This window comes from Immundisolibacter cernigliae, assembly GCF_001697225.1.
In the GTDB taxonomy this organism is placed as follows: Bacteria; Pseudomonadota; Gammaproteobacteria; order Immundisolibacterales; family Immundisolibacteraceae; genus Immundisolibacter; species Immundisolibacter cernigliae.
In genome coordinates this window covers 2,144,353-2,158,629 of the sequence record NZ_CP014671.1, presented here as the reverse complement: position 1 = coordinate 2,158,629, position 14,277 = coordinate 2,144,353, and the positions used below count along the sequence as shown (strand labels likewise).

Here is a 14,277-nt window from a genome sequence, read left to right as displayed (position 1 = left end):
TGCAGGCTCGTTGACCGGCATTCTGGACAGCGGGGACCGGCGCGCCTTGACGGCCGTCAACATGCAAGGCGCCGGCTCCAACCGAACGCCCGTTGACGTGGTGCCCGGCCAAGGGCAGCATGGCCCACTCAACGCGCCGGGCGGCCGGCAACCTCGTCCACGAGTCAAGGGGAAACGACCATGAGCTACACCAAACAGCAGATCGAGCAGGAAATCATCCGCATCCTGGAGCAGGGCACCGCCGCCGTGAAGAAAGTGGTCGACGCCTATGCCGCCCGCCGAACGCCCGAGCGCGACATGAACTGGCTGTGCATCCAGATGGGCAAGGAATTTGGCGCCATCCTGCTGCATGCCGACCTTGGCAAGGCCGCCATCCGCGCCGGCCTGGACGGTCGCGACATGGACGAGAAATTCCAGACCATCAAGGAAGAGGTCGCCCACTACCAGGGCTACTACAACCTGCTGAACCGCACCATCGGCAAGGACGCGCCGATCCCGGTCGACCATATCTACAGCTACGTGCTGGCCAATCTGGGCCCCAACGGCATCGAGGCCGACGGCCCGATGCTGGCGCAACGGGACCGCTGGCCGGCCAACTTCAACTACATCGCCAACATGGGCGCCTACGCCAAGGGCAAGCACCCGTGGGTGGCGCGCGTGTTCAGCGCCACCGGCGAGGGCGCCGCGGGCGGCTGGCACTGGGCGATGAGCCAGCTGCCGCCGGTGGACGATTTCTTCCGCGAGGCGGCCAAGGTGCAAAAGGGCATCGCCATCGACGAGCTGCGCCACGGCCCGCAGGAGCTGACGGAAATCTGTGCGGAATACTCACCGGACTTCGGGGTGGACCTGAAGGACATGTTCCGCGAGCTGCGGCACATGCGCTATCTGGAAGTGCTGCAGCGCAACGAGCAGTTCCTGTACCCGATGAGCGACGACGAGATCGAAGCCATCCGTCAGGAACTGATGAACGACGCCATCGAGCCGATTCGCGTCTACTCGCAGGCGGCGTAATCACGCGCCCCGCGCGCTGCGTGATGGTTTGATTGCAAGGCCCCGTCGGGCGTTCCGGCGGGGCCTTTTTTTGTGGTGAGAACCAGCAACGGAGGGGGTGCCATGACGGGCAGACTGGCGGGCAAGGTGGCCCTGATCACCGGTACCGCGGACGGCCAGGGCCGCGCCGCAGCACAACTGTTTGCGGCCGAGGGAGCACGGGTGGTCGGCTGCGACCTGAAAGCCGAGCTGGCGCAGGAAACCGTGGAAAGGGTGCGTCGTGCCGGCGGACAGATGGTGTCCATGCAGCCGCTGAACCTGTCCGACGAGGGCAGGTCAAGGCGTGGATGGAGTTTGCCGTGGCCGAATTCGGCGACTTCGACATCCTCTACAACAATGCGTCCGGCGTGCGCGGCGGCACGGTGGAATCGCTCAGCCGCGAGGACTGGGACTGGAACCTGGCCAACGAGGTGACGCTGATCTTTCTGGCCGTCAAGCACGCGCTGCCGGTGTTCAAGCGCCGCGGCGGCGGGGTGATCCTGAACACCGGCTCGGTCGCCGGCATGCTGTCGACGGCCATGCCGGGCAACGCGCCGGGCAATTTCGTGCATAACGTGTCCAAGGCCGCGGTGATCCGCATGACCGAGCACCTGGCGGTGGAGCTGTCGCCGCTGAACATTCGTGTCAACACCGTGTCGCCGGGGCTGATCGACACGCCGGCCACGCGGCCGCTGCTGGGCGACGGTTTCGTCGAAGCGGTCGAGAAAAGTGCACTCATCCGCCGGGTCGGCCAGCCGATGGATATCGCCCTGGCGGCGCTGTACCTGTGCTCGGACGAGGCCAGCTTCGTGACCGGCATCAACCTGCCGGTGGACGGCGGCTGGACGGCCGGCGGCGGCGTGGGTCAGCCCGATCCGGCGCTGGCCGAGGCCGTGGCCGCCAAGATGAACCGCTTCGCCACCCTGCCGCGGGGCGGCTGAACGGCGCGCGCTCGGCATTGCGTTGCGCGACTATGGCCGCCACTCGATGCCCACGAACAATCGCCGCGGCAGGCCCGGGAAATAGCGATAACTGCCGAAGGCCAGATCGGCGCGCTCGGCGTAGTCGCTGTCGGTCAGGTTGGTGATGCGGGCGAACAGGGTTGTCTTGGCGCTCGTGACCCAGTCGGCGCGCAGGTTCGCCAGCGTGTGACCGGCATAGCGGGCGGTGTTGGCCGCATCCAGGTAATACGGCCCCATGCGGACGCCTTCCAGTTCCAGGCTGAAGTCCCGGCGCGGCTGATAGAGCCAGCGCAGACTGCCCATGAACGGCGGGGCGGTATCGATCTCGTTGCCGCTTTTGATGATCTCACCGCCGCTGGCGGCGCGGTCGAAGGCATAACGATGGCGCGCCAGGCTGGCTGAAAGATGCAGCTCGTGGCGCGGCGCGGGCCGCCAGGTGGCCTCGGTTTCCAGGCCAAAGTGCTTGGTGCGGCCATCGCTGACGTTCAAGCCATCGGCGTCGGTGAAGATGAAATGCGTCTTGCGCATGCCAAATGCGGTCAGGCTGATGCGGACATCGGCCCAGGCGCGCTGGTAGCCGAGTTCGACGCCCTGCAGGCGCTCGGAGTCCAGGTCCGCCGTGGTCTGGCCACGCTGCAGGCGGTACAGCTCGGTGACCTGCGGCGGGCGAAAGCCGTTCGACCAGGCGCCATGCCACTGGCCGCTGTAGGGGTCGCCGTAGCGCAGGCCGAGTCGACCGGCCAGATTGGCGAAGTGGTCGCTGCGGTCCGCCGGCCGGTTGTACAGGCAGCCGCCAAAGCCGCAGGGCGTGCCGTCGTCGCGCGTGTTGCCGTCCAGTGCCCGGTTGTCGTAGTCATAGCTCAGGTACTCGCCGCGCAGGCTCGCCAGCAGATGCCAGTCGCCGGCGGCGTCCAGCGGCAGGTCCAGCGACTGCCACAGCGCGGCCATGCGCGAGGCGACCTCAAAGTCGTAATGCAGGCCGGCCGGTCGGGTGGCCTGCTGGAAGGCCGAACCGGTGCTAAGCGGCCGGGCCTGGACCTCGCTCAGAAACCCGCGCGCGTACTCGCCGGCCAGTCCGGCCTGCCAGTCGATACCGCCCGGCAGCGGCTTTCGCAGGTCCACCAGCACACCGGCGCTGCGTTGGCCGTTGGTCTCGGTGGGCTGGCCGGGCAGGAAGTGCTGCAGAAAATCCATCTGCGACCAGCGCGCGTAGGGCGTGATCGACAGCGCGGTGTTTTCGCCGAGCACGGTGCGCCAGGCGCTGTGCAGGCGCGCCGATGAGGCGTCGCGGTAGGCCTCCGGATTCAGGTTGTCGCGCCGCAGACCGGCCTTGCGATAGGCGTCCTTGCCAAAAATGAAGCCGGCCGTCTCCTGGTTGAGGTTGCTGGCGGCAAGGCGGCTGCTCACCTGCCAGCGCCCAAGCGTGGTCGCGTGGCCGAGGCCGAGCTTCTGCTCGCCGGTCGGCGTGGCGTCGCGAAAGCCGTTGGTGTCGGCGCCCTGGACGTCGAGCCGCCAGCGCGCCGATCCGCTCGACAGGCGGCCGGTGAAGCTGTCGTCCGGCCCGGCTTCCAGGCCGAGCGTCCACGGCTGCGGCCCGGGCCGGTGCGAGACCACGTTGATGGCGCCATGCAGCGCGTTGGCGCCGTACTGGCTGCTGGCCGGACCGCGCGCCACCTCGACGGCGGCGGCCTGGGCGAAATCGACCTCGAACAGTTCGTTGACGTTGCAGAAGCCGGCCGGGCGGATGGGGATGCCGTCTTCCAGAATCTGGAACGCGCCGCAGGCGCCGGGGCCGGTGAGCACCGGCGAGCGGATGGCGATCAGGCTCTCCTGGCCGTCGCCGCGGCTGATCCACACGCCCGGCACGCGGGCGAACAGCTCGCTGGCGTGCGCCGGGCGCGTGCGGGCGATGTCGGCGGCGTCGATGCGGCTGCCGCTGCCGGCGGCGGTCCAGGCGGCGATGTCGCGCGGCGCCTCGATGGTCACCACCAGCGGTGGGGCAGCCCCATCGTCCGCCCGGCTGGCACCGGGAACGACGGCCATACCCGCCAGCAGCAGCGCGGCGACAGACGCGCCGCCGGGGCGAAAACGCACGCCGCTGCGAGTTCCCGCGAGCTTGAATGTCACAAGCTCTCAGGCGGTCAGCTGAATGAACCAGGCCACCAGCTTGGCCAGCACGCCGTAGGCCCAGTCCTTGACGGACAGCCACCAGCCGCCGGCCTGCTCGCGTTGCGTCTGGTGCGCACGCTCGACCACGTAGGCGTGGATGGCGTGCGCGTCGTCGGCGCTCAGGTACTTCGACCAGCCGACCATGCCCAGGCCCTGGTACAGGCCATCGAGCACGATCTTGTCGAACAGCTCGTGCGTGGCCGGCTGCATATAGCGCAGGTCGGCCAGCGTCGGCGATTCGGCGTTCAGGCCATGACACACCGAACAGTAGGCGTGATAGAGCGCGTGGCCCTTGGCGACGGTGTCGGCGGATGCCGTCTGCGGCGGTGGTTGCGGCAGGGCCGGCGGCAGTGGGGCCGGTGGCAGGCTGGCCTGGCCGCCTAGCTTGAAAGCGAGCAGGCGCCCGCCGACCTTGTCGCCTTCCCGTGGCGCAATGCCGCCGGCCAGGCCGAGCGCCCCGCCCCAGCCGACCATGACGGCGATGTACTGCTCGCCATTCACGGCATAGCTGACCGGCGGCGCCACGATGCCGGACTGCGTCGGGGCGCTCCACAGGCGCTCACCGGTATCGGCGCGGTAGGCCACCAGCTCGCCCCTGGCGTTGCCCTGCAGCAGCAGGTTGCCGGCGGTGCTGAGCATGCCGCCGTTCCACGGGCCGTCGTGCTGCACGCGCCAGACTTCCTTCTGCGCCACCGGATCCCAGGCGGCGATGTGGCCCTTGGCGATGGCGCGCAGCACCTTGCGCGTCAGCGCCGGGTCCTGGTCGGCGGACGGCATGGCGGCGGCCATGTCGACCGCCATGTTCCAGGGATGGCGGCCGTATTTGAAGTCCTTTTCCTGGGCAAACGTGAACGGCAGATCCATGGCCGGGATGTACACCAGCCCGGTGCGTGGGCTGTAGGACATCGGCTGCCAGTTGTGGCCGCCGAAGGGCGCTGGGAAGGTGAGTTTCTTCTCGTCCCGGTATTGCACCGGGTCGGTTTCCACCGGCCGGCCGGTGGTGGGGTCGATGTGCGTCGCCCAGGTCACCTGGACGTAGTTTTCGGCCGAGATGAACTGCCCGGTGGCCCGGTCCAGCACGTAGAAAAAGCCGTTCTTGGGCGCCTGCATGATGACCTTGCGCGGCTGCCCGCCGATTTCGATGTCGGCCAGGATCATGTGCTGCGTGGCGGTGTAGTCCCAGGTTTCGCTGGGCGTGGTCTGGTAGTGCCACACATGCCGGCCGGTGTCCGGATCGAGCGCCACGATGGACGACAGGAACAGGTTGTCGCCCTCGCCCTTGCTGCGCTCCCAACGGTTCCACGGCGCGCCGTTGCCGACACCCACGTAGAGCAGGTTGAGCTGCGGGTCGTAGGCCATCGAATCCCACACGGTGCCGCCGCCGCCGCCCTTGTTCCACCACTCGCCGGCCGGATTCCAGGTTTTGGCGGCCATCTCGACGTCGGGCGTCTCGAAGCCCCTGGCCGGGTCGCCCGGCACGGTCCAGAAGCGCCACACCATCTTGCCGGTGGCCGCGTCGTAGGCGGACACGTAGCCGCGCACGCCGTACTCGGCGCCGCCGTTGCCGATGACGACCTTGTCCTTGACGATGCGCGGCGCGCCGGTGATCGAGTACGGCTTGCCGGGGTCGATGGTGAGCGTCTCCCACACCAGCGCGCCGCTGGCGGCGTCCAGCGCAATCAGCCGGCCGTCGAGGGTGCCCACGTAGACGCGGCCCTTCCACACCGCCACGCCGCGGTTCACCACATCGCAGCAGGCGTTCACGCCCCATTCGCGCGGCACCTTGGGGTCGTAGGACCAGATCTGCTTGCCGGTGGCGGCGTCGATGGCGTACACGCGGCTCCAGTCGCCGGTGGTGTAGATGACGCCGTCGACCACGATGGGCGTCGCCTCGAGCCCGCGCCGCGTGCCCAGATCCGCAAACCAGGCCAGGCCGAGCTGGCCCACGTTGTCGGCATTGATGGCATCCAGCGGGCTGAAACGCTGCTCGCCGTAGGTGCGGCCGTGTGCCAGCCAGTTACCGGGCTCGCTGTCCGCGCCGATGATGCGCGCGCCGTCGATGGCGCCGGGGGCGGCCTGCGCGACGCCGCTGCACAGGAATGCGGCGGCAATTGCCGCCAGCCAACGTGAGCTTCTGAAACCCATCTGTTTCCCCTCCGAAATCCGTTTCGAACGACCGTTCAGGCCGGCGCGCGGCATTATGGCAAAAGCCCGCGCCGCCCACCGGCCGCGCCGGTCACCGATAGCCGGCCGCCTGCAGCGTGAACAGCCGGGCGTAGTGGCCGCCCGCGTGCAGCAACTCGGCGTGGCTGCCGCGCTCGGTGATCACCCCATCGCGCATCACCAGGATCTCGTCCGCCATGCGCACGGTGGAGAAGCGGTGCGAGATCAGGATCGCCATGCGCCGGGCCGCCAGGCGCCGGAAATGCTCGAACACGTCCGCCTCGGCCTGGGCGTCCATCGCCGCCGTCGGCTCGTCCAGCACCAGGATGTCCGCCTCGCGACGCATGAAGGCCCGCGACAGGGCGAGCTTTTGCCACTGCCCGCCGGACAGTTCGCGGCCGCCCTTGAACCAGCTGCCAAGCTGCGCGCCGTAGCGGCCGGGCAGGGTTTCCACGAACGGCGCCGCCAGGCCGTCGGTGGCCGCCTGCCGCCAGCGGGCCTGGTCGTGCAGGTGCGCCACGTCGCCGGCGCCGATGTTCTCGCCGACCGTGAACTGGTAGCGGTTGAAGTCCTGGAACACCACCGCGATGCGCTGGCGCAGGGCCGACTCGTCCCAGGCGTCCAGCGGCGTGCCGTCCAGCAGGATGCGACCGCCGGTCGGCCGGTACAGGCGCGTCAGCAGCTTGATCAGCGTGGTCTTGCCGGCGCCGTTGTCGCCCACCAGCGCCAGACTGCGGCCGGGCGCCAGATGCAGATCGATGCCGCTGACGGCGTCGCCGGTGGCGCCGGGGTAACGGAAGGACACGCGCTCGAAGCGGATGCCGTCGCCCGGCGCCGCGCCGGCCGTGACGTGGCCGACGCGGTCCGGCACCGGTTGTTCCAGAAACTCGTACAGATTGGTCAGGTACAGGTTGTCCTCGTACAGGCCGCCGAGCGCCGACAGACTGGCCGTCACCGCCGCCTGCCCCTGGCGCAGCAGCAGCAGATACATGGTCATCTCGCCCAGGCTGATGCGCTGGGCCACCGCCTGCAGCGCCACCCAGCCGTAACCGCCATAAAGAGCTGCCGTGCCCAGCAGGCCGAGCGCGAAGCCCCAGCCCTCGCGCCGCAGGGCCAGGCTGCGGTCGCGCCGGTAGAGCTTTCGAAAGATGTCGCCGTAGCGGCCCAGGATCGGCCGCCCGAGGCCATAGACCTTGACCTCCTTGGCGTGGTCCTCGCGCGCCAGCACGGTTTCCAGGTAAATCTGCATGCGCGTGTCCGGCGAGCGCCAGCGAAACAGCGCAAACGCCTCGCCGGAGAACCTGGCCTCGGCCAGGAAGGCCGGCAGCCCGGCCAGCAGGAACACGCCCACCGCCAGCACCGACAGCTGCGACAGCAGCGCCGCGTAGCTGAGCAGCGAGATCAGGTTCTGCAGCAGGCCGAAGCTCTGGCGCACCAGGTTCAGCGGCCGGGTGGAGGCGTCGCGCCGCGCCCGGGTGAGCTTGTCGTAGAACTCGGAATCCTCGAACTGCGCCAGCTCCAGCGTCAGCGCCTTGGCCAGGATCATGTCGTTCACGCGGTAGCCCAGCTGCGCCCGCAGCAGCGACTCGCACAGCGCGATGCCGCGCTGGGCGGCGGCGATCAACGCCACCAGGGCTGCTTCCACGCCGATCAGCAGCAGCACCGCCCGCGCATTGGCGTTGCCGGCCGCGGCCGCCACCACCGCGTCGACGATCAGCTTGCCCACCCAGGCCATGCCGGCCGGCAGCACGCCCGCCGCCAGCGTGCAGCCGGCCAGCAGCAGCGCCAGGCGGGGATTGGTGGTGATGGCAAGCCGGAAGGCGCGGCGGAAATAGCTGCCCAGCTGGCGGACCGAAACCGTCAGGCCCGGCGCCGGGGCGGTGGCGCTGCTCACGCGGGGCGGGCCTTGGCAGCAGTCGGTCGGTTTCCGGTCATGGCCGGGATGGTATGGCCGATCGTGCGGGCGTGAGATTGTCCTTACAAGTGGCGCTGCTCACTGGCGTAGCAACCCTCTGTCCTGCAGCCACGCCCGGGCATCCTCGGCATCGGTCTCGAACCATGCCGCGGCCGAACCCAGCCGAAAGCTGTAGCCCCAGGCGTCCATGTCCTGCATCAGGCGGGCGCGGTCGACGCCCGGCAGGTGATCGGCGAGCAGGATCTGCAGATAGCACACCGCGCATTCCTCGATGTCGTCGCCACCGGCGTTGGTGTGCAGGCCGCGGCGCCGGCCGGCGTCCATGCACAGCCAGTGGCAGGCCTCGTGCAGGGCCGAATGCAGCGGCGTGTCCGGCCGCACGTATAGCGTGTCGCCGACCAGGCCGGCCTCGCTTTCGCCCCAGTAGCTGCCGGGGATGTCGGCCTGCGGCGCCCGCCATTCGATCGCCAGGCCGTGGGCCCCGAGCAGCTCGCGCAGGGCTGCCGGGTCGATGTCCACCAGGCGCAGTACGTCCGTGCTCATGCCGGCTTGCTCAGCAGGTAAAGGGCGACGTGGGCGGCGATCGGTTGCGGCGGCACGCCCCGCAGGCCGGCCCCGGTCGCCAGCTCGAGCACCTGCGCCGGGCTCAGCCGTACCGCCAGCGCCGGGCCGGGCGGCGGCGGCACCGGCAGGAATTCGATGATCGCCAGCACGCCGCCGGGCGCCAGCACGCGGGTGATCTGCGCGAGCAAATCCGCTGCCTTGCCGATCGCGGCCAGGTGGTGCAGCACCAGTGACAGCAGCGCGCCGCCCGCGGCGCCATCGGCCAGCGGCAAGGGCGCGCCAAGGTCGGCTTCCAGCGCCTGCAATGGCAACCCCTGCGCCTGCTGCTGCAGCCAATTCAAGCCCGCGCGCCAGCGGTCCACGGCCAGCACCGGCGTGCCGGCGCGCGCCAGCGCCAGGCTCCAGTCGCCGCGACCGCAGCCCAGGTCCAGCACACAGCGGGCGTCAGCCAGGGCGGCCAGCACCGGTACGCGGTCGACGAATTCGTGACTGCTGTGTTTGCCCGGGCCGCTTGGCGGCGCCGGGGATGCTTCGGGCGGCTGCATTAGAATGCGGGCATCTGTCGTACGGCGGCGCGCATGGTAAACGCCGCGCCCGGCGACGCCCGATGCGGACCCGGCAAGCCCCATGTTCAACAGCCTCACCGAACGCCTCGAAGCCACCGTGCGCCGCCTGCGCGGCCAGGCCTTCCTGAACGACGAGAACATCGCCGACGCGCTGCGCGAGGTGCGCATGGCGCTGCTGGAAGCCGACGTGGCGCTGCCGGTGGTGCGCGGTTTCATCGAGCAAGTGCGCCAGGACGCCATCGGGCGCGAAATCGGCAAGAGCCTCAACCCCGGCCAGTTGCTGGTCAAGCTGGTTCACGACCGCCTGATCAGCCTGATGGGCAGCGAGAATGCGGCCCTGAACCTGGCCGGCGCGCCGCCGGTGGTGATCCTGCTGGCCGGCCTGCAGGGCTCGGGCAAGACCACCACCAGCGCCAAGCTGGCGCGACTGATCCGCGAGCAGACCAAAAAATCCGTGCTGCTGGTCAGCGCCGACGTCTACCGCCCGGCGGCCATCGAACAGCTGCGCGTGCTGGCCGGGCAGGTCGGCGCGCAGTTCCAGCCCAGCGACATCAGCCAGAAGCCGGTCGACATCGCCGCCGAGGCGGTCGCCGAGGCGCGCCGCCGGGCTCTCGACGTGGTGATCGTCGACACCGCCGGCCGGCTGCATATCGACGCCGACATGATGGCCGAGATCCGCGCCATCCATGCCGCCGTCAAGCCGCTCGAGACGCTGTTCGTGGTCGATTCCATGACCGGCCAGGACGCGGTCAACACGGCCAAGGCCTTCCATGAGGCGCTGCCGCTGACCGGCGTCATCCTGACCAAGACCGACGGCGATGCGCGCGGCGGCGCCGCGCTGTCGATCCGCGAAGTCACCGGCGCACCGATCAAGTTCTTGGGCGTGGGCGAGAAAACCGGCGCCTTGGAAGCCTTCCACCCCGAGCGCGTCGCCTCGCGCATCTTGGGGATGGGCGACGTGCTCAGCCTGGTCGAGGACGTGCAGCGCAACGTCGACCAGGCGCAGGCGGCGCGCCTGGAAGACAAGCTGCGTCGCGGCAAGGGCTTCGACTTCAACGACTTTCGCGATCAGCTCAAGATGGTGCAGGGCATGGGCGGTCTGGGCAGCCTGCTCGACAAGCTGCCCGGCATGAGCGGCATCAATGCCCAGGCCCGCGAGCAACTGGCCGACGGCAGGCAGCTCGGGCGCGTCGAGGCCATCATCAACTCCATGACCGCCAAGGAACGGCGCTTCCCGGACCTGATCAACGGCTCGCGCAAGCGGCGCATCGCCGCGGGTTCCGGCGTGCAGATCCAGGACGTGAACCGGCTGCTGAAGCAGTTCGAGCAGAGCCAGAAGATGATGAAAAAGCTCGGCCGGCCCGGCGGCATGAAGAAAATGATGCGCGGCATGGGCGCCAACCGCGGCGGCTTTCCCGGCCGCGGTTGAGTTTATGGCCGCGCGTCAATAGAATTCGCGGTCCGCCGCAGCCGGCCGATCAGGGTCCGGCGCTCCACAGCCTTCAAGGAAAGTTTCCATGGTGACCATTCGCCTTGCCCGTGGTGGGGCCAAGAAACGGCCGTTCTACCGCGTGGTCGTGACCGACAGCCGCAACCCGCGCGACGGTCGCTTCATCGAGCAGATCGGCTTTTTCAACCCCATCGCCAAGAGCGGCGAGCAGCCGAGCAAGCTCGATCTGGCGCGCGTTGACTACTGGCTGGGCGTTGGCGCCAAGACCAGCGACCGGGTCGCGGCGCTGGTCAAGCAGTGCCGTAAGGCCGACGCTGCCGCCTGACAACGACCCCGCGACCGACGCCGCGCGTTCGGTCGTGGTGGGGCGTGTGGGCGCCCCGCACGGCGTGCGCGGCTGGTCGCAGCTGTGGTCCTTTACCGATCCGCCCGAGGGCCTGCTGCGCCATCCCCGGCTTGAGGCGCAGCGTCGCGGGCAACGGCTGATGCTCGAGATCGCCGACAGCCGGCTGCAGGGCGAGCGCGTGCTGGTGCGCTTCGCGGGCGCGGAGGATCGCGACGCGGCCGCCAGATTGACCGGCCTTGAACTGAGCGTGCTGCGGGCCGAGCTCGAACCGCCGCCGCCGGGCAGCTGGTACTGGCACGACCTGATCGGCCTGGCGGTGGTCACGGTGGACGGCACGCCGCTGGGGCGGGTCGATCACCTGATCGAAACCGGCGTCGATGACGTGCTGGTGGTGCGCGGCGAACGCGAGCGGCTGATCCCGTTCGCGCAGCCGCAGATAGTGAAGAAGGTCGATCTCGAAGCCGGCCGCATCGAGGTGGACTGGGACGCGGAGTACTGAGCGCCGGTGCGCATCGACGTCGTGACCCTGTTTCCGGAGCTGGTCGACGCGGTGGCGCAGCACGGCGTGGTCGGGCGCGCCATCGGCAGCGGTATCGCCAGCCTGCACAGCTGGCAGCTGCGCGATTTTGCGGCCGACCGCCACCGCACGGTCGACGATGCGCCGTTTGGCGGCGGTCCCGGCATGGTGCTCAAGGCCGAACCGGTGCTGGCGGCGATTGCCGCCGCCCGCGCAGCGGCTGCGGAGCCGGTGCGCGTGGCGTACCTGAGCCCGCAGGGCCGGCGCTTCGATCAGGCGGCGGCCTGCGAGCTGGCCGGCCGGCAGCGCTTGCTGCTGCTGTGCGGGCGCTACGAGGGCGTCGACGAGCGGGCTCTAGAGCTGGCGGTGGATGAGGAATGGTCGTGCGGCGACTATGTCCTGAGCGGCGGCGAGCTGCCGGCCATGATGATGATCGATGCCGTGGTGCGGCTGCTGCCGGGCGCGCTGGGCGATGCGGAATCGGCGCAGCAGGACTCGTTCATGCACGGCCTGCTGGACCATCCGCACTACACGCGCCCGCAGGTGCTGGAAGGGCGCGCGGTGCCGCCAGTGCTGCTGGGCGGTGATCACGCCCGGGTAGCGCGCTGGCGTTTGCAGCAAGCACTGGCGCGCACCTGGCGACGGCGGCCGGATTTGCTGGCCGAATTGAAGTTGACGCACGAGCAGCAGCGGCTGCTGGATGAATACCGGACAATGGCCGACGCTGACGGCCACTGCCCGGCCTTGGACAATCAGGAGTAAGACCCATGAACATCATCGACCAGCTGAACGCCGAGCAGATGACGCGCACCGTGCCGGATTTTCGTGCCGGCGACACCGTGCTGGTGCAGGTGAAGGTGGTTGAAGGCACCCGCGAGCGCCTGCAGGCCTACGAGGGCGTGGTCATCGCCCGTCGCAACCGCGGCCTGCACTCGTCCTTCACGGTGCGCAAGATGTCGCACGGCGAGGGCGTGGAGCGCGTGTTCCAGATTCACAGCCCGCAGATTCAGAGCATCGAGGTCAAGCGCCGTGGTCTGGTGCGCAGCGCCAAGCTGTACTACCTGCGCGGCCTGCAGGGCAAGGCGGCGCGCATTCGCGAGAAGCTCGCCACGCGCACCCAGGCCGGCTGACCCGCAGCATCCCGATGCGGCCGGCCGCCCAGCCTGCCGAGTCCCGCGCCAGCATGCCAAGCCCGCTTGGCATGCTCAGCCTGCGCTGCAATCTGAACGGCCTGTGCGAGGTGGCCGTGCTGGCCGATGGCTCGCCGGCGCTCAAGCCTGCCGATCCGCTGCTGCTGGAAACCATGCTGCGGCTGGAAGCCTACTTCGCCGGCGCCACGGCGGATTTCTCCGATCTGCCCCTGGCACCCGAAGGCACGCCCTTTCAGCACCGCGTCTGGGCGGCGCTGCGGGCCATCCCGGCCGGCCGCACCCGCCGCTACGGCGAGCTCGCGGCTGACCTCGATACCGCCGCCCGCGCCATCGGTGGCGCCTGCCGTGCCAATCCGCTGTTGCTGGTAGTGCCCTGCCACCGGGTGGTGGCGAGCACCGGCGACGGCGGCTTCATGGGCGCATCCGATGGCGACTGGCCGCGTCGCAAGCAGCAGCTGCTGGCGCATGAACGCAGCCACTTTCGCGCCTGAGGATCAGCGCGCCGCGGCGCCCTTGTCCAGGGCCGGCGCGCCGGCCGCCGCCCCGGCCAAACCGCCGGTCGAACCCCTGCTTGAACAGTTCCTCGACAGCCTATGGCTGGAGCGCGGTGCCAGCCGCCTGACGCTCGCCGCCTACCGCACCGACCTGCTCAGCTTTGCGGCGCACATGTTCTTGCGCGGCGCGCCGCTGGCCAGCGCCAGCCGCGCCGACCTGCTGACTTATCTCGCCGCGCCCGCACAGGCCGGACTCGCGCCGCGCTCGCTCGGCCGCCGCCTGTCGGCGCTGCGCGGCTTTTTCCGCTATCTGGTCCGCGAGGGCCTGACGCAGGAAGACCCCACCGCGCGCATCGAATCCCCGCGCCTGGGCCGGCCGCTGCCCAAAACGCTCACCGAAGCGGATGTCGAGCGCCTGCTGAGCGCGCCGGCGGGCGACACGCCCGAGGCGCTGCGCGACGCCGCCATGCTGGAGCTGCTCTACGCCAGCGGCCTGCGCGTGAGCGAACTGGTCGGTCTGCGCATCGCGCAGGTGGACCTGAACCGCGGCGTGCTGGTGGTGCTGGGCAAGGGCGCTCGCGAGCGGCTGGTGCCGGTCGGCGAGACCGCCCTGGAGCGCATCGAGACTTATCTGTCGAAGGCGCGCGGTGCGCTGCTGGGCGGGCAGGTCAGCGATGCCCTGTTCGTCACCCGCCGCGGTGGCGGCATGACCCGCCAGGGCTTCTGGCACCGGCTGCGCCACTACGCGCGCCTGGCCGGCTTCGAGCGTCTGCCCTCGCCACACACGCTGCGTCACGCCTTTGCAACCCACTTGCTCAATCATGGCGCCGACCTGCGCGCGGTGCAGATGCTGCTCGGCCACGCCGATCTTTCAACCACTCAGATCTACACCCACGTGGCGCGCGAGCGCCTGAAGGCCCTGCACGCCCAGCATCACCCGCGCGGCTGAGC

General features: G+C 69.7%; 13 protein-coding genes and 1 pseudogene. 9 read left to right on the top strand and 5 right to left on the bottom strand.

What is annotated here, in order from left to right; genetic code table 11:
* Positions 1–180 precede the first annotated feature (180 nt).
* Both PG2T_RS10240 and PG2T_RS10235 read left to right on the top strand, forming a co-directional pair.
* Positions 181–1,011 carry a hypothetical protein gene (locus PG2T_RS10240; RefSeq protein WP_068804889.1) on the top strand — a complete coding sequence of 277 codons (831 nt, stop codon included), beginning with the start codon at positions 181–183 and terminating at the stop codon, positions 1,009–1,011.
* Between the two features lie 102 nt (positions 1,012–1,113).
* Positions 1,114–1,970: pseudogene (locus tag PG2T_RS10235) on the top strand (SDR family NAD(P)-dependent oxidoreductase).
* A gap of 30 nt (positions 1,971–2,000) precedes the next feature.
* Here the strand turns inward: PG2T_RS10235 and PG2T_RS10230 are convergent.
* From PG2T_RS10230 to PG2T_RS10210, 5 genes are all read right to left on the bottom strand, one after another.
* A complete protein-coding gene (locus tag PG2T_RS10230) occupies positions 2,001–4,085 on the bottom strand; it encodes a TonB-dependent receptor (RefSeq protein ID WP_068804883.1) in 2,085 nt (694 codons plus the stop codon).
* Positions 4,086–4,124: 39 nt separating this feature from the next.
* A complete protein-coding gene (locus PG2T_RS10225) occupies positions 4,125–6,305 on the bottom strand; it encodes a PQQ-dependent dehydrogenase, methanol/ethanol family (protein ID WP_068804880.1) in 2,181 nt (726 codons plus the stop codon).
* Between the two features lie 91 nt (positions 6,306–6,396).
* A complete protein-coding gene (locus tag PG2T_RS10220; protein ID WP_202816306.1) occupies positions 6,397–8,217 on the bottom strand; it encodes an ABC transporter ATP-binding protein in 1,821 nt (606 codons plus the stop codon).
* 99 nt (positions 8,218–8,316) lie between these two features.
* A complete protein-coding gene (locus PG2T_RS10215; RefSeq protein ID WP_068804877.1) occupies positions 8,317–8,781 on the bottom strand; it encodes a hypothetical protein in 465 nt (154 codons plus the stop codon).
* Positions 8,778–9,347: a class I SAM-dependent methyltransferase gene (locus tag PG2T_RS10210; RefSeq protein ID WP_068804874.1), complete on the bottom strand. Its 570-nt coding sequence runs from the start codon at positions 9,345–9,347 to the stop codon at positions 8,778–8,780. Before PG2T_RS10210 ends, PG2T_RS10215 begins: the two co-directional genes overlap by 4 nt.
* 82 nt (positions 9,348–9,429) lie before the next feature.
* Between PG2T_RS10210 and ffh the strand changes: the two genes are divergently transcribed.
* The 7 genes from ffh to xerD all read left to right on the top strand — a co-directional run bounded on the left by ffh (position 9,430) and on the right by xerD (position 14,275).
* Positions 9,430–10,797: a signal recognition particle protein gene (ffh, locus tag PG2T_RS10205; RefSeq protein WP_068804871.1), complete on the top strand. Its 1,368-nt coding sequence runs from the start codon at positions 9,430–9,432 to the stop codon at positions 10,795–10,797.
* Positions 10,798–10,885: 88 nt separating this feature from the next.
* Entirely contained in the window at positions 10,886–11,143 is a 258-nt protein-coding gene (gene rpsP / locus PG2T_RS10200; protein ID WP_068804868.1) for a 30S ribosomal protein S16, read from the top strand.
* A 46-nt stretch (positions 11,144–11,189) separates the two neighbouring features.
* Positions 11,190–11,663 (top strand): ribosome maturation factor RimM, encoded by a 474-nt coding sequence (rimM, locus tag PG2T_RS10195; protein WP_202816305.1) that lies wholly within the window; start codon positions 11,190–11,192, stop codon positions 11,661–11,663.
* 6 nt (positions 11,664–11,669) lie between these two features.
* Complete coding sequence (trmD, locus tag PG2T_RS10190) at positions 11,670–12,443, top strand: tRNA (guanosine(37)-N1)-methyltransferase TrmD (RefSeq protein ID WP_068804866.1); 774 nt, start codon at positions 11,670–11,672, stop codon at positions 12,441–12,443.
* A gap of 5 nt (positions 12,444–12,448) precedes the next feature.
* The gene (gene rplS, locus PG2T_RS10185) at positions 12,449–12,811 is read left to right on the top strand and encodes a 50S ribosomal protein L19 (protein ID WP_068804863.1); all 363 of its coding nucleotides are present in this window, start codon (positions 12,449–12,451) and stop codon (positions 12,809–12,811) included.
* Positions 12,812–12,864: 53 nt separating this feature from the next.
* Positions 12,865–13,323, top strand: a complete 459-nt coding sequence (locus PG2T_RS10180) for a methylated-DNA--[protein]-cysteine S-methyltransferase (protein ID WP_083215042.1) — start codon at positions 12,865–12,867, stop codon at positions 13,321–13,323.
* Positions 13,298–14,275 carry a site-specific tyrosine recombinase XerD gene (xerD, locus tag PG2T_RS10175; protein WP_083214870.1) on the top strand — a complete coding sequence of 326 codons (978 nt, stop codon included), beginning with the start codon at positions 13,298–13,300 and terminating at the stop codon, positions 14,273–14,275. The genes PG2T_RS10180 and xerD overlap by 26 nt, the downstream gene beginning before the upstream one ends.
* The last annotated feature ends 2 nt before the right edge of the window (positions 14,276–14,277 follow it).